The organism is Bacillus sp. FSL P4-0334, from assembly GCF_038004825.1.
Lineage (GTDB): Bacteria > Bacillota > Bacilli > Bacillales > Bacillaceae > Bacillus > Bacillus velezensis.
Genome location: NZ_JBBORX010000001.1, coordinates 3,437,710 through 3,454,546, shown reverse-complemented (window position 1 = coordinate 3,454,546; position 16,837 = coordinate 3,437,710). Strand labels below are relative to the sequence as shown.

General features: G+C 47.3%; 19 protein-coding genes. 18 read left to right on the top strand and 1 reads right to left on the bottom strand.

Going from position 1 to position 16,837, the window contains the following annotated elements:
• Positions 1 to 7: 7 nt before the first annotated feature.
• The 11 genes from aroA (at position 8) to NSQ37_RS17415 (ending at position 10,157) form a co-directional block, all read left to right on the top strand.
• Positions 8 to 1,309, top strand: a complete 1,302-nt coding sequence (gene aroA, locus NSQ37_RS17465; RefSeq protein ID WP_253612889.1) for a 3-phosphoshikimate 1-carboxyvinyltransferase — start codon at positions 8 to 10, stop codon at positions 1,307 to 1,309.
• 86 nt (positions 1,310 to 1,395) lie between these two features.
• Positions 1,396 to 2,546, top strand: a protein-coding gene (locus NSQ37_RS17460) for an IS3 family transposase (RefSeq protein ID WP_094031235.1) whose coding sequence is annotated in 2 segments (ribosomal slippage) — positions 1,396 to 1,669 and positions 1,669 to 2,546 — 1,152 coding nt in all. Because the reading frame shifts where the segments join, the coding sequence is not laid out codon by codon here.
• Positions 2,547 to 2,898: 352 nt separating this feature from the next.
• Entirely contained in the window at positions 2,899 to 4,170 is a 1,272-nt protein-coding gene (locus tag NSQ37_RS17455; RefSeq protein ID WP_150941287.1) for a tetratricopeptide repeat protein, read from the top strand.
• 73 nt (positions 4,171 to 4,243) lie between these two features.
• A complete protein-coding gene (locus NSQ37_RS17450) occupies positions 4,244 to 4,783 on the top strand; it encodes a ReoY family proteolytic degradation factor (RefSeq protein ID WP_003153482.1) in 540 nt (179 codons plus the stop codon).
• A gap of 54 nt (positions 4,784 to 4,837) precedes the next feature.
• Complete coding sequence (locus NSQ37_RS17445; RefSeq protein ID WP_042635302.1) at positions 4,838 to 5,284, top strand: YpiF family protein; 447 nt, start codon at positions 4,838 to 4,840, stop codon at positions 5,282 to 5,284.
• A 137-nt stretch (positions 5,285 to 5,421) separates the two neighbouring features.
• Positions 5,422 to 5,925, top strand: a complete 504-nt coding sequence (locus NSQ37_RS17440; protein ID WP_003153484.1) for a ubiquinol-cytochrome c reductase iron-sulfur subunit — start codon at positions 5,422 to 5,424, stop codon at positions 5,923 to 5,925.
• 1 nt (position 5,926) lies between these two features.
• On the top strand, positions 5,927 to 6,601 hold the full coding sequence (gene qcrB / locus NSQ37_RS17435) for a menaquinol-cytochrome c reductase cytochrome b subunit (RefSeq protein WP_003153485.1): 675 nt from the start codon (positions 5,927 to 5,929) through the stop codon (positions 6,599 to 6,601).
• A gap of 31 nt (positions 6,602 to 6,632) precedes the next feature.
• Positions 6,633 to 7,400 carry a menaquinol-cytochrome c reductase cytochrome b/c subunit gene (locus NSQ37_RS17430; protein ID WP_007409471.1) on the top strand — a complete coding sequence of 256 codons (768 nt, stop codon included), beginning with the start codon at positions 6,633 to 6,635 and terminating at the stop codon, positions 7,398 to 7,400.
• Between the two features lie 108 nt (positions 7,401 to 7,508).
• Entirely contained in the window at positions 7,509 to 8,102 is a 594-nt protein-coding gene (locus tag NSQ37_RS17425) for a DUF1405 domain-containing protein (RefSeq protein WP_015240097.1), read from the top strand.
• A 67-nt stretch (positions 8,103 to 8,169) separates the two neighbouring features.
• Positions 8,170 to 8,952, top strand: coding sequence for a sporulation protein YpjB (gene ypjB / locus NSQ37_RS17420; protein ID WP_007612217.1), 783 nt, complete (start codon positions 8,170 to 8,172; stop codon positions 8,950 to 8,952).
• Between the two features lie 29 nt (positions 8,953 to 8,981).
• A complete protein-coding gene (locus tag NSQ37_RS17415; protein ID WP_218791277.1) occupies positions 8,982 to 10,157 on the top strand; it encodes an oxalate decarboxylase family bicupin in 1,176 nt (391 codons plus the stop codon).
• A gap of 23 nt (positions 10,158 to 10,180) precedes the next feature.
• Here NSQ37_RS17415 and NSQ37_RS17410 read toward each other — a convergent pair whose 3' ends face one another.
• Positions 10,181 to 11,053, bottom strand: a complete 873-nt coding sequence (locus NSQ37_RS17410; protein WP_341124333.1) for a YitT family protein — start codon at positions 11,051 to 11,053, stop codon at positions 10,181 to 10,183.
• A gap of 142 nt (positions 11,054 to 11,195) precedes the next feature.
• Here NSQ37_RS17410 and NSQ37_RS17405 point away from each other — a divergent pair, with 142 nt between their 5' ends.
• From NSQ37_RS17405 to NSQ37_RS17375, 7 genes are read left to right on the top strand one after another with little or no spacing between them, the layout of a single operon-like run.
• Complete coding sequence (locus NSQ37_RS17405; RefSeq protein ID WP_059368456.1) at positions 11,196 to 11,531, top strand: nucleotide pyrophosphohydrolase; 336 nt, start codon at positions 11,196 to 11,198, stop codon at positions 11,529 to 11,531.
• 8 nt (positions 11,532 to 11,539) lie between these two features.
• Positions 11,540 to 12,343 carry a 4-hydroxy-tetrahydrodipicolinate reductase gene (gene dapB / locus NSQ37_RS17400; protein WP_003153497.1) on the top strand — a complete coding sequence of 268 codons (804 nt, stop codon included), beginning with the start codon at positions 11,540 to 11,542 and terminating at the stop codon, positions 12,341 to 12,343.
• Between the two features lie 23 nt (positions 12,344 to 12,366).
• The gene (gene mgsA / locus NSQ37_RS17395; protein ID WP_003153499.1) at positions 12,367 to 12,780 is read left to right on the top strand and encodes a methylglyoxal synthase; all 414 of its coding nucleotides are present in this window, start codon (positions 12,367 to 12,369) and stop codon (positions 12,778 to 12,780) included.
• Positions 12,773 to 13,486 (top strand): bacillithiol biosynthesis deacetylase BshB1, encoded by a 714-nt coding sequence (gene bshB1, locus NSQ37_RS17390; RefSeq protein ID WP_032870061.1) that lies wholly within the window; start codon positions 12,773 to 12,775, stop codon positions 13,484 to 13,486. Before mgsA ends, bshB1 begins: the two co-directional genes overlap by 8 nt.
• Complete coding sequence (gene bshA / locus NSQ37_RS17385) at positions 13,483 to 14,616, top strand: N-acetyl-alpha-D-glucosaminyl L-malate synthase BshA (protein ID WP_043021744.1); 1,134 nt, start codon at positions 13,483 to 13,485, stop codon at positions 14,614 to 14,616. The genes bshB1 and bshA overlap by 4 nt, the downstream gene beginning before the upstream one ends.
• A gap of 4 nt (positions 14,617 to 14,620) precedes the next feature.
• Positions 14,621 to 15,811: a CCA tRNA nucleotidyltransferase gene (locus NSQ37_RS17380; RefSeq protein ID WP_059368453.1), complete on the top strand. Its 1,191-nt coding sequence runs from the start codon at positions 14,621 to 14,623 to the stop codon at positions 15,809 to 15,811.
• On the top strand, positions 15,796 to 16,773 hold the full coding sequence (locus tag NSQ37_RS17375) for a bifunctional biotin--[acetyl-CoA-carboxylase] synthetase/biotin operon repressor (protein ID WP_012117846.1): 978 nt from the start codon (positions 15,796 to 15,798) through the stop codon (positions 16,771 to 16,773). The genes NSQ37_RS17380 and NSQ37_RS17375 overlap by 16 nt, the downstream gene beginning before the upstream one ends.
• Positions 16,774 to 16,837 lie beyond the last annotated feature (64 nt).

Below are 16,837 nucleotides of genomic sequence, written 5' to 3'. Positions count from 1 at the left end.
GAAAACATTGAAAAGAGAAAAAGTGACGTCTTTAAACGGTGAAATTCATATTCCGGGGGATAAATCCATCTCCCACCGTTCTGTTATGTTCGGAGCGCTTGCGGAAGGAACCACAACGGTAAAAAACTTTTTGCCCGGAGCAGATTGTCTGAGCACCATTGCTTGCTTCAGAAAAATGGGTGTCTCCATTGAACAAAACGGAAGTGATGTAACGATATACGGGAAGGGCATTGACGCACTTTGTGAGCCTGACAGCCTTCTTGATGTCGGAAATTCCGGCACGACCATCCGCCTGATGCTCGGCATTTTAGCCGGACGCCCATTTCACAGTACGGTAGCGGGCGACGAAAGTATTGCAAAGCGCCCGATGAAGAGGGTGACGGAGCCTTTAAAACAGATGGGAGCCGCGATTGACGGAAGAGCGGACGGAGGATTTACGCCTTTATCCGTAAGAGGCGGACAATTGAAAGGCATTGATTACGTCTCCCCTGTTGCAAGCGCGCAGATCAAATCCGCCGTGCTGCTTGCCGGATTGCAGGCTGAAGGGACGACGACCGTCACGGAGCCTCATAAATCAAGAGACCATACGGAACGGATGCTGAACGCTTTTGGCGCCGAGCTGGCGGAAACGGAGACGAGCGCTTCCGTAACGGGCGGCCAGAAGCTTCAGGGGGCTGATATTTTCGTGCCCGGCGATATTTCTTCAGCAGCCTTTTTCCTTGCGGCAGGCGCTGTCGTTCCCGGAAGCCGGATTGTGCTGAAAAACGTCGGCCTGAACCCGACACGCACGGGAATGATTGATGTCTTAAAGCAAATGGGGGCTTCACTTGAAGTGATTCCTTCAGAAGCGGACAGCGCAGAGCCTTACGGAGACCTGGTTATTGAAACCTCAGCTCTGAAAGCGGCAGAAATCGGCGGAGAAATCATTCCCCGTTTAATTGACGAGATCCCGATTATCGCCCTTTTGGCAACGCAGGCTGAAGGCACAACTGTCATTAAAGACGCTGCGGAGCTGAAGGTGAAGGAAACGAACCGGATCGACACCGTCGTATCAGAGCTCCGGAAAATCGGCGCAGACATTGAACCGACTGAAGACGGCATGAAAATACACGGCAAAAAAACGCTTGCGGGCGGAGCCGATGTGTCAAGCCACGGCGACCACCGCATCGGCATGATGCTCGGTGTCGCTTCATGCCTGACAGAAGAGCCGATTGACATCTGTGATACTGAGGCAATCCATGTCTCATATCCGACATTTTTTGAGCATTTAGATCAATTAGCCAAAAAAGCCCGAAGAGATTGGGACTGACCCCATAATATGAGACAAACAAAAAACACCTTCAAGTTTGAAAACGGATCGTTGTTATCCGAAATTAGACTTGGAGGTGTTTTTCTATGAGGGCAAGAGTGAGTTATCCGGTTGAAGTCAAACAGAAGGCTGTAGAAATGAGATTGGCGGGCGTGCCTGTGAAGGAGATCATGCAGGAATTGAATATAAAGAATAAGACGCAGGTGCAGACATGGGTCAGGTGGTATAAAGCTGGGGACACACATCGATTCGAACAACCTGTCGGAAAGCAATATTCTTATGGAAAAGGTCCAGAGTATTCTTCCGAATTAGAGAAACTGCAGGCAGAAAATCGTTATCTGAGACAACAGAATGAAGTGTTAAAAAAGTACAACGAATTGGAAAGGAAGCTGATAGCGAAACGCCAGTCGAGCTTGTAGAAGCATTGCGCAGCACAATGACCATAAAGGATATCTGTATTCATTTAGGTATCTCACGAGCATCTTATTATCGTTGGAAGAAGAATCTGATGAAAGATAACCCTAAATACCATTTAGAAAAACAAATCGGCACGTTGTGCCGAGAACACAAGTATCGATATGGCTATCGGAAAATCACAGCCATATTAAAAAAGGGAATGCGTATGAATCATAAAACGGTTCAGCGCATTATGCAGAAGAATCAGTGGCAATGCCGGGTTAAGGTGAAAAAGCGTAAGAAGAATGGGCAGCCATATGCCGTGGCCGAGAATATATTGGATCGGAACTTTCAGTCTGATCGCCCTCTGGAAAAGCTAGTAACGGATATCACATATTTGCCTTATGGGCAGAAACAATTGTATCTTTCCAGTATATTGGATTTATACAATGGAGAAGTGATTGCTTTTACGATTGGCGATAGACAGGACACAGACTTTGTCTTACACACACTTGATCAGCTGCCCGCACTGCCAGAGAACTGTGTGTTACATAGTGACCAAGGTTCTGTTTATACATCTTATGAGTATCAGAAAGCTGTTAAAACAAAAGGCATTACCATGAGCATGTCCCGCAAAGGGACGCCCGCTGATAATGCCTCCATCGAATCGTTTCATTCCTCACTAAAGTCTGAAACGTTCTACCTCGACAGGTTGGAAAGCACTACGACGACCATCGTAGAACAAACTGTCGAAACCTATATACACTATTATAACAACATTCGTATTCAAACGAAACTAAACAACCAGCCGCCGGTCACATACCGACAGCTGGCTGCTTAAAGGTGTTTTGATCCCTGTCTCAAAAACGGGGGTCAGTCCCGATTCTTCGGGCTTTTTTCTTCATGTGTCATAAAACTTTGGGCTTTGACATAGCTTGTCTTAAACAGAAAATAACAGAAAGGGGGAATGCGTTTTCGTTACAGAAACAGCCGGAACAAATTGCGCTGTTTGCGTATAAAGATGCCGTCCCCTTTTTTGCCGTTTTCCTCTTAAGCATTTTCTGATAAACTATAATGCCGGGTGAAGCATCTTATTTGCGGGCAGGCCCTGTCTGAATTATGATAAGAATAACCCGAATAAAAACCCTTTTCATTGGTTGATGAGGTATAGGAAAAGAAAGGACCGGTCTGATTTGAATACATTGATCCAAGAAGCCATAAAATTAGTTGAAGCAGGTGAAACCGAAAAGGGACTAAAAGCGCTTTCGATAGCTGAAACGCAGCTTCATGACGAAGACAAAGCCATTGCAGCCCAGCTCTACTATGAATGGGGAAACGCCGAAAAAGCGTTAGCGCTGATCAGTGATCTGCATGACCTTTATCCGGATGAGTCTGAGCTGACGAATTTTTACGCCGAATTGTTAATAGATATTGATGAAGAAGAAAAAGCTCTAGAGGTGCTGGAGACAATTTCTCCGGAAGACCCGTCTTACGCGGAAAGCCTTCTTTTAATGGCTGATCTGTATCAGATGCAGGGCTTATTTGAAGTAAGTGAGCAAAAGCTGTTACAGGCGAAATCGATGTTACAAGATGAACCTGTTATTGATTTCGCTCTGGGGGAATTATACTTCACTCAGGGATCATATGCAAAAGCCGTTCCTTACTATGAAGAGACGGCAAAAGAACGGCACGAAATCGGCGGCGTAAATGTTCATCAGAGGCTGGCTGAGTCATTGAGCGCGGCGGGTGAATTTGAGGAAGCGATTTCATGGTATGAAAAAGCGGCGGCAGAACATACAGAACCGAATACGATTTTCGGGTACGGGTTCACAGCCTATCAGGCGGGAATGGTCAAAACAGCCATCAAGCAGCTGTCTGATTTAAAAGGGCTTGATCCTTCCTATTCATCGCTTTATATGCCGCTTGCAAAAAGCTACGAGGCAGAAGGCATGTATGAAGATGCATTAAAAACCGCTAAAGAAGGTATTACTTACGATGAATACAATAAAGAGCTTTTTCTCTATGCGGCGAAAATGGCGTTAAAGCTCGGCAACGCAGAAGAAGGAAAAAAGCTTCTTCAGGAAGCGCTGGCGCTCGATCCGGGTTACGTGGAAGCGCTCCATACGCTTTTAGCCGTCTATCATAAAGAAGAAAGCTTTGAAGAGATTATTGATCTGATTCAGGAAGTCCGCGGCTACGGAGAAGAAGATCCGAAATACAATTGGTATTTGGCGGGTGCTTATACAGGCCTTGAGCAATACGCTGAAGCGAAAAAAAGCTTCGAAGCTGCGTATCTCCATTATCAGGATGATCGGGATTTCTTATATGAATACGCTCACTTCTTATTGGAAGAGGGTCTCCAGAAAGAAGCGCTGCCGCTTTTAAAACAAGTGCTTTCAATGGATGGAACAAACGAAGAGCTTGAAGAAACAATCTTACGGATAGAGGATGAATTTTTAAGATAAGCAGGATTTTGGACCATGCTTGCTGAATGTATAAGTGATGTCAGATTATACGATCGATAGAGGAGGGAATTACATGCAGACCCCTGTTTCTGTCAATGAAAAAAAGGATTTTATCCGTTGGTTTTTAAATCATTATCAGCTTAAACGCCGGGAGTGCGTCTGGATTTTAAATTATTTAATGAGTCATGATTCATTAATGGAAAAAGTCCATTTTGTAGAACAAGCCGAATTTTGCCCGCGAGGCATTATCATGTCTACTCATTGCGTTGATGAGGTGCCGTTTAGGTTTTACAAAGAAAATGTCATGACTACGGACGCGGAAAAATCTTTTCACGACATCCGGTTAAATAAACAGCAGGATTTATTTATCCAGCTGAATTTCCGTTCGGCCTACAGCTCACCGGAATATGCCGCTGTTCTTGAATCAAATCCGCATCTGCCGAAAGACCTGTTTGAAAATAAACAGGATCAGGGGATGGCCGAAAAAATATTAGAACATGCCATTTCCACTTTCCAGCGGGAAAAGCTGCTTAAAGATATCGACGAGGCGCTGGACCGCCACGACAAAGAAACATTTGAAAAGCTTTCCCGCCAATTGAATCAGCTCACATAAATGACAGCCTTGCAGAATATGCAAGGCTTGTTGCGTAAAGAGGAGGAACGAGACATGAGATGGAGGGCCGCTGATGCCGATGCCTATTTACAATCTGCGGATTACATTGATACCGCTGTCATTCCGTTAATTTCCATAACATCTTCAGGAGGCTTAAAAGAGGCCGTTGAACAGGGGGAAAGCACCCAATTGCTTTCTGAAGAGCTTGAGCGCCAATTGAAGGGACGGGTATATTTATTCCCCTCTTATACATATGTTGATATAGACCAATCACAAATCGCCCTGCTTCAAAAACTCAAAGACGAGGTGATGACCAACTTTCGCCACGCCTTGTTCCTGACGGCAGACGAAAAATGGAAGGATTCTGAAATAGGGTCTGATGTCATATACATACCTGCCGTTCCGTTTGAACATATGAAAGACTCTTTAAAGAGAAAAATTGCGGATGACAAGTGCGGAGAAATTTTGAACGTTTTGTTACAGAAGTGGAACAATTCTTAAAAACACCAGGCATCCCGCAAAACACCCGTTTTGCCTCTGTTGACCTTGCTGAAAGATTCATATATTATGAGGGTGTCAAATCTCAGAATTATTTTCTATTTTAGTTAATTTTTGGTCAATCTTTAGGGGGGGAAGAGATGGGCGGAAAACAAGATATATCAAGAAGACAATTTTTAAACTATGCGCTCACCGGCGTGGGGGGATTTATGGCCGCCAGTGCGCTTATGCCCATGGTCCGTTTTGCACTGGACCCGGTATTAAAACCGACGGGAGATCAAAAAATGGTGCAGGTTGTCAGTGTGGATGAGCTGACGAAGGAGCCGAAGCGGTTTGACTTTAAAATTCATCAAGTCGACGCCTGGTACGAATCGGAAGAATCCAGGTCAGCCTGGGTTTACAAGCATGGGGATGAAATTATAGCGCTTTCTCCGATCTGTAAGCATTTGGGCTGCACCGTAAACTGGAACAATGATCCTAAAAATCCGAACAAGTTCTTTTGTCCCTGCCATTACGGGCTGTATGAAAAAGACGGCACAAACGTTCCGGGCACGCCGCCGCTCGCGCCTCTTGACCGTTATGAGCAAAAAGTAAAGGACGGCTTTTTGTATCTTGGAAAAGCAAAGCCTAGGGGGGAAGGGTGACATGCTGAACAAAATTTATGACTGGGTGGATGAACGTCTCGATATTACGCCGATGTGGCGGGATATCGCCGACCATGAAGTGCCGGAACATGTAAATCCCGCTCACCATTTCTCGGCTTTTGTCTATTGTTTCGGCGGTTTGACGTTTTTTGTAACCGTTATCCAAGTGTTGTCCGGGATGTTTTTAACGATGTATTATGTGCCGGATATAAAAAACGCGTGGGAATCTGTGTATTATTTGCAGAATGAAGTCGCTTTCGGGCAGATTGTAAGGGGTATGCACCATTGGGGTGCAAGTTTAGTCATTGTGATGATGTTTTTACATACGCTGCGGGTTTTCTTTCAGGGAGCTTATAAAAAGCCTCGGGAATTGAACTGGATCGTCGGTGTTCTGATCTTTTTTGTGATGCTCGGTCTCGGTTTTACAGGGTATCTGCTTCCATGGGATATGAAGGCGCTGTTTGCGACAAAGGTAGGTCTTCAGATTGCGGAGGCGACGCCATTGATCGGAGCGCAGGTGAAAACTCTTCTTGCCGGCCACCACGATATTGTCGGCGCCCAAACGCTGACGAGATTTTTTGCGATTCACGTATTTTTTCTCCCTGCCGCTTTGTTTGCGCTCATGGGCGCCCACTTTGTCATGATCCGCAAGCAGGGAATTTCAGGACCGCTTTAATACAAATCTGATATAAAAGGGAGGGGATGACATGCACCGGGGGAAAGGAATGAAGTTTGTAGGAGATTCAAGGATACCGGCTGAAAAAAAACCGAATATACCGAAAGACTATTCAGAGTATCCTGGAAAGACAGAGGCGTTTTGGCCGAACTTCCTGCTGAAAGAATGGATGGTCGGGGCCGTTTTCCTCGTCGGATTTCTCGTTTTAACGATTGTGCACGAGCCGCCTTTGGAACGGGTGGCGGACCCGACGGATACAGGGTATATTCCGCTGCCGGATTGGTATTTTCTATTTTTATACCAGCTATTAAAATATGAATATGCCGCAGGGAGCTACACCGTTATCGGCGCGATGATTATACCGGGTCTTGCTTTCGGGTCGCTGCTTTTGGCTCCGTTTCTCGACAGGGGGTCTGAAAGAAGGCCGTGGAAGCGTCCGGTTGCGGTCGGCATGATGCTTTTGGCGCTTTGCGCTACGGTCTTTTTAACGTGGCAGTCAGTCGCAACGCATGACTGGGCGAAGGCGGAGGAGCAAGGGAAAATCAAAAAAGAAGCCGCCATTGATACTGAATCAGACGGTTATAAGGTATTTAAAGAACAAGGCTGTATTTCCTGTCACGGGGATAATCTTCAAGGCGGAAGCGCCGGTCCGTCCCTGGTCGATAACGGGCTGAGCCCGGAAGAAATTAAAAAAATCGCCGTTAAAGGGAAAGGGCAGATGCCAGCCGGTATTTTTAAAGGGAATGACAAACAGCTTGATCAGCTGGCGAAGTTCATTTCTGAAACGACAGCGAAATAACGTATTGTGAAGTAGACAATAGCAGGATATACTTTTATGAAAAGAGCTGACTTGGATGTCAGCTTTTTTTGCATAATACATACTTTTTACGGACTGAGAGTTGATGGTATGAGGTGGATTTCTTATCTTTTAGGGTTGCGCGGCATGCTTCTGCTTGTTCTTGCCGTTAATTTTATCGGTACGGTATACGGCTATTATTGGTATGTGCCTCAGCTTGCGGACACGCCGTTCCGATTTCTGATATTTGTGCCTGACAGCCCGACGGCGACGTTTTTCTTCCTGTTCGTGCTTCTGGCATTTCTCATGGGAAGAAACGCGCCGCTGTTTGAAGCGCTGGCTCTTGTAACCCTTGTAAAATACGGGCTGTGGGCGGTCGGAATGAATGTCTTTGTGCTGGTCAAAATGGGGCAGATGCCTTGGGAAGGGTACATGCTGATTGCTTCACATTTTGCCATGGCCGTTCAAGGCGTTTTATACAGCCCGTATTTTCGGTTCCGGTTAAGGCATCTTGCCGTTGCCGCTGTTTGGACGCTTCATAATGATGTCATTGATTATCTTTTCGGCATGATGCCCCGCTACTCAATGCTCAATGACTATATGCAAGAGATCGGCTATGCTACATTCTGGCTGAGCATATTTTCACTCGGCCTTGCATACTATTTGGTGATTTCTAAAAGACGGATAAAGCTTGACTTACACTGATAGAATCTTGGTCTAACCTTGTCCCGCTCCTCATATTCTGTAAAGAGAAGGAGTGGGAGGGACCTCTATGAAACGAAAGCTGACGATCTGTCTTTTACTTGCTCTTATGTGTTTCATCACAACTGCCAAAGCTGAAGATGAGGGCGGTCTCAAGGAACTGAACGACCTTTCGGATACCGTTTTCCAAATGACGCGGCATTCGCAGTATGATGAGGCTCTGCAAGTGCTTGGCTACTTTAAGAAAAAAATGACACACGTAAACTCACTGAGCGGCGCCGAAGTCAGGCAGGTGACTCTGGGTTTCAATGATTTAGTGCGCGTTCTGAAACAGGCAGACGCCTCAGATACCGAAAAAATCCGGGCAGCCGCCCAGTTCAGGTTGGTAATGGATGCGATGGAAGACCACTCCGATCCGCTGTGGGGTTCGCTTGAAAGACCGATTATGGCGACATTCAGCGCCTTAAAAGAAGATGTCAGCGGAAACGGAAGTGAAAATTTCAATGAAAAGTGGAATGAATTTATATCATTATATGATTTAATTTATCCCAGCCTGACAATGGATGTGTCGGCCGGCCAGCTTGATACGGTGGCGAAACATATCGAGGTGATTGAGCAGGACGGGTTCCAGCAGATGACAAAAGGAACAAAGCTTGAGCGTCTGACGCTCCTGCAGCAGGATTTAAAGCGGGTTTTTGACAAGGTGGAGCGGGATGACGCTGACCCTTCGCTGCTCTGGGTCATTCTGACAACAGGCGGTATCATTATTACTGCGCTGACATATGTCGGCTACCGAAAATACAGAGCGGAAAAAAAGAAAGAGAAAAAGCGTGAGTATCCTAAGTCTAAATAAACACAAATTGCTGTAAAGGAGCTAAGGCAGTGAAAAAACTCATCCAGCAATTGGCTTCAAAACACCTCCCGCAGCCGATCAGAGGCAGAAAAGGGGCGACTGACGAAGGACCGCGAAACCTCGCGCGTGACTTCCAGAATCCTGACATGCTCGTTCCGCCTTCAACGGATGCAGGAACGGTTCAAAACTTGAAATTCTCATTTTCTGATACGCATATGAGGCTTGAAGACGGCGGATGGTCCAGAGAGGTGACGGTCAGGGAACTGCCGGTATCCAAAAACATCGCGGCGGTGAACATGAGACTGAAGCCGGGAGCTGTGCGGGAGCTTCATTGGCATAAAGAAGCCGAATGGGGATATGTGATTAACGGAGGAGTCCGTTTAACTGCGGTCGATCAAAATGGGCGGAATTTTATTGACAACGTAAGTGAAGGGGACCTGTGGTATTTTCCTTCCGGCATTCCTCATTCCATTCAAGGATTAGAGCAGGGCAGTGAGTTTTTGCTCGTCTTTGATGACGGCTCTTTTTCAGAAAACAGCACCTTTTCAGTAACGGACTGGTTTGCCCATACCCCGCGCAGCGTGCTGGAGGCGAACTTCGGTGTTCCCGGATATGATTTGGCTTACATCCATAAAAAAGAGCGTTACATGTTCCAGCTGGAACCGCCTCCCCAGATTGAGCGGGCAGCAGTTTCTTCCCCGGAAGGCACCGTTTTGGAGCCGTTCAGCTACAAGCTTTCCCGGCAGGAGCCCCTTGTTACCAGCGGGGGAAGAGTAAAGATTGTCGATTCAAAAACGTTTAAGGTGTCAAAAACGATTGCCGCAGCTCTCGTGGAAGTCGAACCCGGAGGCATGAGAGAATTGCATTGGCATCCGAATACGGACGAGTGGCAGTATTATCTTTCAGGAGAAGCGAAAATGACGGTGTTTGCGGCGGAGGGAAGAGCGCGGACATTTAACTATCAAGCAGGTGACGTAGGATATGTTCCTTTTGCAATGGGACATTATGTTCAGAATACCGGTGACACCGTACTTCGCTTTCTGGAAATTTTCAAAAGCGACCGTTTCGAAGACGTCTCCTTAAACCAATGGCTGGCACTGACGCCGCAGCGCTTCGTCGAACAGACGCTCAATGTCAGTCCGGCATTCGCCCGCCGATTAAAAAAGAAAAAATCACCGGTTGTCAAATGGAAACACAAACAGTAAAGGCGGCAAAAGCCGCCTTTTTATTATCGTCTGATCGGATTTTTATTTTCATCAAGCGTAAATCCTTCGCCGAGCACATCATGAACGTCGCTTACTGCAACAAAGGCGTGCGGGTCAACGGAAGTGATGACGCTTTTCAAAAGCACAATTTCGTTTTTCGGAACGACGCAGTAAAGAACGTCCCTGTCTTCTTTTGTATATGATCCCTGTCCTTTTAAAACAGTGACGCCGCGCTCCATCTCTTCAATGATTTTTTGCTGGATCAAATCGTTTTTCGAAGAAATAATCGTTGCCCCTTTTGCGGCATAGCCGCCTTCCTGGATAAAATCAATCAATCTCGCAGCGACAAAAACGGCTACAAGCGTGTACATCGCTTCCTTGTAAGAAAGATACGTAAACAAAGAAAGCAAAATGATACAGGCGTCAAAGGCAAACATCGTCCGGCCCATCGGGATTCCGAAAAATTTGTTGATCAGCCTGGCGATGATATCGACCCCGCCCGTCGTGCCGCCGTATTTAAAAATAATGCCGAGACCCGCGCCGATAAATACACCGGCGAATAAGGCGGCCAGCGCTAAATCATGCGACAGCGGCATATGAATTTCGTAGCGCTGAAAAACACTCAGAAAAACGGAAAGAGAGACGGTGCCGATCAGGGTATAGACAAACATCGTCCGGCCGAGCATACGCCAGCCGATGAAAAAGATAGGAATGTTCAATACCAGGTTGGAAATAGAAGGGCTGATGTGGAATAACGCATATAAAAGCAGCGTAATGCCGGTAAATCCGCCTTCCGCCAAATTGTTCTGCATATTAAAGTGAACCAGTCCGAATGAAAAAACAGCGGCGCCGATTAAAATAAAGCAAATGTTTTTGATTCTGATTTCTCCAAGCATTGCATCAAACCCCTTTTCCTTCCATAAGATTGCGTAAATATTATAGTGGATACAAAAGAAAACAGCAAACTGCCGTTTTTAACATTTGTCAAATGTACTTGAATTAGCTAACATGGAAGAGATGACAGGAGGTATTCGCACAGTGAGTGACAAAACGATGAAAGACTTACAAGCTGAGGTCGATGAATATATCGGCCAATTCAAAGAAGGCTATTTCAGCCCGCTTGCCATGATGGCCCGTCTCACGGAAGAACTGGGCGAACTTGCAAGAGAAGTCAACCATTATTATGGGGAAAAGCCGAAGAAAACGACGGAAAATGAGAAAAGCATGGAAGAGGAAATGGGCGATGTGCTGTTCGTCCTGATCTGCCTCGCCAACTCCCTTGATATTTCATTGGTGGAAGCTCATAACCGCGTCATGCATAAATTTAATACACGTGATAAAGACCGCTGGACTAGAAAAGAAGAAGGAAAGTAGGAGAAACCATGTCAAATGAAACCATTAAAGTCGTCATTGCCGGACCGAGAGGCAGAATGGGCCAGGAGGCCGTAAAACTTGCCGTCCGCACGCCTCATTTTGAGCTTGTCGGCGCCATTGACCATACATACGATCAGCAAACATTGCGGGAAGTGATGTCAGCTGATTCAGACGCTCTTATTTATACGGATATCCGCGCATGTTTCCAAGAAACAAAACCGGATGTGCTGATCGATTTGACAACGCCTGAAATCGGCAAAAAACATACGAAAGCCGCTCTTGAACACGGCGTCCGCCCCGTTGTGGGAACGACCGGATTTTCTGAAGCGGATTTAGAGGAGCTTCAAGCCTTGACTGAAGAAAAAGGAATCGGCGCCATCATCGCTCCGAACTTTGCATTGGGCGCGGTGCTGATGATGAAGTTCTCACAAATGGCCGCCAACTATTTTGAAGATGTAGAAATCATTGAACTTCATCATGATCAAAAGCTGGATGCCCCGAGCGGAACGGCGCTGAAAACAGCGGAAATGATCTCAAGCGTCCGTACAGAAAAGCAGCAGGGCCATCCTGATGAAAAAGAAATTCTGCCAGGCGCCCGCGGTGCTGAATTAAACGGCATCCGCCTTCACAGCGTGCGTCTGCCGGGCCTTATCGCCCACCAGGAAGTCATGTTCGGCATGGACGGCCAGACGCTGAAACTGCGCCATGACTCCTATAACCGGGCTTCCTTTATGTCAGGAGTAAAGCTGTCAGTGGAGCAAGTGATGAAAATCGACCAGCTTGTATACGGACTCGAAAATATTATCGACTGAATCGGCAAGGGGGAGAACATCAAATGAAAATCGCTTTGATTGCTCACGATAAGAAAAAGCAGGATATGGTTCAGTTTACGACCGCATATAAAGATATACTGAGCCATCATGAGTTATACGCGACAGGTACGACAGGCCTGAAAATCCAGGAAGCGACCGGATTGTCTGTTGAACGTTTTCAATCCGGCCCGCTCGGCGGAGATCAGCAAATCGGCGCATTGATTGCGGCAAATGCCCTGGATCTCGTCATTTTTCTGCGCGATCCGTTAACTGCGCAGCCTCATGAACCGGATGTCTCGGCGCTGATCCGGCTGTGTGACGTATACGCGATCCCGCTCGCCACAAATATGGGGACAGCGGAAATCCTCGTCCGGACGCTGGACGGCGGGGCATTTGATTTCCGCAATCTTGTGCGCGGAGGAGAGCCGAATGTCTGAACACGTTGATATTCTGGCGTTCGGCGCCCATAGTGATGATGTCGAGATCGGTATGGGCGGCACGATCGCAAAATTTACGGCTCAAGGAAAAACCGCGGTGATATGCGATTTGACCGAGGCCGAACTATCATCCAACGGAACGGTAGGGATAAGAAAAGAAGAAGCGGCAGAGGCGGCACGAATTCTCGGCGTAAAAGAGAGAATCCAGCTTACGTTTCCCGACCGCGGGCTTTTGAAAAGTGAGGACGGCATCCGCCGGATTGTCAGTGTCATCAGAGCCTGCCGGCCGAAAACCGTTTTCATGCCTTATCCGAAAGACCGCCATCCTGACCACGGCAATGCGGCGGCTTTGGTCGAAGAAGCGGTGTTCTCGGCGGGAATTCATAAATACAGAGATCACCAGGAACTGCCGGCTCATAAGGCTCAGCGCGTATACTATTATATGATCAATGGGTTTCACCGTCCGGACTTTGTAATCGACATAACGGAAACCATCGATCTGAAAAAAGAAAGCCTGCACGCCTATCAAAGCCAGTTTATTCCTACGGCGCAGTCAGTGAACACACCGCTGACCAACGGTTATATCGAAATGGTGGAAGCGCGGGAAAAACTGTATGGCAAAGAAGCCGGGACGGGGTATGCCGAAGGCTTCTTTTCAAAACAGCTTCCCGTTTTGAATGATGATGTTTTTGGGGGCGGACAATGAGACCATTAAAAATAGGGATTACATGCTACCCGAGTGTCGGAGGCTCGGGTATTATTGCGACGGAACTCGGCAAGCTGCTTGCGGAAAAAGGGCACCAGGTTCATTTCATCACATCAAGCATCCCGTTCAGATTAAATACATATCATCCGAATATTCATTTTCATGAGGTGGAAGTCAACCAATACGCGGTATTTAAATATCCGCCTTATGACCTTACGCTGGCGAGCAAAATCGCCGAGGTTGCCGCGAGGGAAAATCTTGATATCATTCACGCGCATTATGCGCTGCCGCATGCGGTATGCGCTTATCTTGCCAAACAGATGCTCAAACGCGACATCGGCATCGTGACGACGCTTCACGGTACGGACATCACCGTTTTAGGATATGATCCGTCATTAAAAGATTTAATCCGTTTTGCCATCGAAGCGTCCGACAGAGTGACGGCGGTATCAACCGCGCTTGCCGGAGAAACATATGACTTAATCAAGCCGGATAAAAAAATTGAGACCATCTACAACTTTATTGATGAACGTGTTTATCTTAAGAAAAATACAGAGAGTATAAAAGAGAAACATGGCATTTTGCCGGATGAAAAAGTCGTCATCCATGTCTCGAACTTCAGAAAAGTAAAACGTGTTAAAGATGTCATCCGCGTTTTCCGTAATATCGCAGCCAAAACAAAGGCGAAGCTCCTGCTTGTCGGCGACGGGCCGGAAAAGTGCGTCGCTTGGCAGCTTGTCGAAAAATACGGACTGCAGGATCAAGTGCTGCTCCTCGGAAATCAGGACAGGGTGGAAGAGCTGTATTCCATCAGTGACCTTAAGCTCCTTCTTTCTGAAAAAGAAAGTTTCGGACTCGTACTTCTGGAGGCGATGGCCTGCGGCGTGCCGTGCATCGGAACAAATATCGGCGGAATACCGGAAGTGATTAAAGATCAAGTAAGCGGTTTTCTGGTGGAAGTCGGCGATATTCAGACGGCATCTGAAAAGGCGCTTGCCGTTTTAGAAGATAAACAGCTCAGCAAACGATTGACTGATCATGCGCTGAAAATGGTGGAGACCGCCTTTTCTTCGCAAAGAATCGTCAGTCAGTATGAACGGATTTATGACGAATTGGCAGGACCGGAGTGATCTTATGGAACAGGAATTTGTCAAAGCCCTCCCCATCCTTCATCACCTGATGAAGGCGGGCCATCAGGCGTACTTTGTCGGGGGAGCCGTCAGAGACAGCTATATGAAACGAAAAATAGGTGATGTGGACATCGCAACCAGCGCTTCGCCGAATGAGGTGGAGCGTCTCTTTAAGCGGACTGTCGATGTAGGAAAAGAGCACGGCACCGTCATCGTCCTGTGGGAAGATGAAACCTATGAAGTCACCACTTTTCGTGCCGAATCAGAATATAAGGACTACCGGCGCCCTGAAGCTGTGCGGTTCATTACTTCTTTATCAGAAGACTTAAAGCGGAGAGACTTAACGATTAATGCGATGGCGATGTCTGCCGAAGGAGAGCTGCTTGATTATTTCGGAGGCGCACATGATATCGGACAAAAGCTGATCCGTACGGTGGGTAATCCTGAAGACCGTTTTCGGGAAGACGCTCTGCGGATGATGAGAGCCGTCCGCTTTATGAGTCAGCTCGGCTTTCTGTTAGAAAAAGAAACAAGAGAGGCCGTCATAAAAGACAGGGAGCTTTTGGCACATGTATCAGTAGAACGAAAGACCGTCGAGTTTGAAAAGCTGCTGCAGGGCGCTTTCTCACAGGAAGCAATTCAAACGATGGTGCAGACAGGTCTGATACAAGAGCTGCCCGGCCTTTCCGGTTATGAGCAGCAAATGCTGGAAGCAAGCGGATTTCCCTTTTCTTCTTTAGATGCACGCGAAGAACGCTGGGCAGCGCTGTTATTGTTTCTCGGTCTTTGTCCGAAAAGCGCCGAGGCGTTTTTAAAACAATGGAAACTGCCGGGAAAAGTCATAAAAAAAGCGGTGCAGATCATAAGCGTTTATCCGGCGCAGCTGGAAGCGGAAGCGATGTACCGGGCGGGAGAGGCGCTGTTTTCAGCCGTTAAAATCGGGATGCTGAAAAAGCATAAGACGATTGATGAACAAAAGCTGAAAGAGGTTCAGAGCCTGTATGAGCAGCTGCCGATCAAAAGCCTTCGAGACCTCGACATTTCAGGCGCTGATCTGATGGAGCTCAGAAACCGCCGCGCGGGTAAATGGGTGGCCGAAGAACTTCGCCGGATCGAAGAAGCGGTATTGGCAGGGAAGCTCCCTAACCGAAAACATGACATAAAGGAGTGGCTCGCATCATGGGATCAACATTAAGAACCCGATTAATTGATTTATTTTCTGAAGCGGGTGACGGCTTTATCTCCGGGCAGAAAATAAGTGACGCGCTCGGCTGCTCGAGAACCGCCGTTTGGAAACATATAGAGGAGCTCCGCAAAGAGGGCTATGAGGTTGAGGCGGTCAGGCGAAAAGGGTACAGGCTCATTAAAAAACCGGGGAAACTCAGTGAATCCGAAATCCGTTTCGGGCTGAAAACAGAGGTTTTGGGCAAACAGCTTCATTACCGGGACGTCCTGCCGTCCACCCAAAAAACCGCTCATGAACTTGCCAATGACGGCGCGCCGGAAGGGACGCTCGTAGTCGCCGATAAACAAACGGCAGGCAGAGGAAGAATGGCCAGAGTATGGCATTCACAGGAGGGAAACGGGATTTGGATGAGCCTCATTCTGAGACCCGACGTTCCTTTGCAAAAAACGCCGCAGCTCACCCTGTTATCCGCCGTTGCGGTCGTACAGGCCATCGAGGCTTTTACAGGTGTACAGCCCGCCATTAAATGGCCGAATGATTTAATGATTCACGGCAAAAAAGCCGTCGGGATTTTAACTGAGCTGCAGGCGGAAGAAGACCGTGTCCGTTCGGTTATTCTCGGGATCGGGATCAACGTGAACCAGCAGGAAACCGATTTTCCCGGCGAGCTTCAGGACATTGCGACGAGCCTGAGCATGGAAGCCGGCGAGAAAATTGACAGAGCGGGTCTGATACAAGAGATTCTGCTGACTTTTGAAAAACGCTATCAGGATTACTTGAACCACGGCTTTACACCGATCAAGCTGCTATGGGAAAGCTATGCGGTCGGACTGGGGAACGAGCTCAGAGCGAGAACGCTGCAAGGGACGTTTTACGGGAAATCGCTCGGCATTGATGATGAGGGAGTTCTTCTCTTGGAAACGAGAGATGGTATAAAGAAGATCTATTCTGCCGATATTGAGCTCAATTAATCTTAGTTGGTACAAGCCTCGTGAATTTGGTATACTTCCTATGGGCAGTATCATAATGAACTGC

Coding starts and splice junctions, on each gene's coding strand:
- NSQ37_RS17450 (WP_003153482.1), top strand. CDS start 4,244: ATGCAGACCCCTGTTTCTGTCAATGAAAAAAAGGATTTTATCCGTTGG.
- NSQ37_RS17445 (WP_042635302.1), top strand. CDS start 4,838: ATGAGATGGAGGGCCGCTGATGCCGATGCCTATTTACAATCTGCGGAT.
- NSQ37_RS17440 (WP_003153484.1), top strand. CDS start 5,422: ATGGGCGGAAAACAAGATATATCAAGAAGACAATTTTTAAACTATGCG.
- qcrB (WP_003153485.1), top strand. CDS start 5,927: ATGCTGAACAAAATTTATGACTGGGTGGATGAACGTCTCGATATTACG.
- NSQ37_RS17430 (WP_007409471.1), top strand. CDS start 6,633: ATGCACCGGGGGAAAGGAATGAAGTTTGTAGGAGATTCAAGGATACCG.
- NSQ37_RS17425 (WP_015240097.1), top strand. CDS start 7,509: ATGAGGTGGATTTCTTATCTTTTAGGGTTGCGCGGCATGCTTCTGCTT.
- ypjB (WP_007612217.1), top strand. CDS start 8,170: ATGAAACGAAAGCTGACGATCTGTCTTTTACTTGCTCTTATGTGTTTC.
- NSQ37_RS17410 (WP_341124333.1), bottom strand. CDS start 11,053: ATGCTTGGAGAAATCAGAATCAAAAACATTTGCTTTATTTTAATCGGC.
- dapB (WP_003153497.1), top strand. CDS start 11,540: ATGTCAAATGAAACCATTAAAGTCGTCATTGCCGGACCGAGAGGCAGA.
- mgsA (WP_003153499.1), top strand. CDS start 12,367: ATGAAAATCGCTTTGATTGCTCACGATAAGAAAAAGCAGGATATGGTT.
- bshB1 (WP_032870061.1), top strand. CDS start 12,773: ATGTCTGAACACGTTGATATTCTGGCGTTCGGCGCCCATAGTGATGAT.
- bshA (WP_043021744.1), top strand. CDS start 13,483: ATGAGACCATTAAAAATAGGGATTACATGCTACCCGAGTGTCGGAGGC.
- NSQ37_RS17380 (WP_059368453.1), top strand. CDS start 14,621: ATGGAACAGGAATTTGTCAAAGCCCTCCCCATCCTTCATCACCTGATG.
- NSQ37_RS17375 (WP_012117846.1), top strand. CDS start 15,796: ATGGGATCAACATTAAGAACCCGATTAATTGATTTATTTTCTGAAGCG.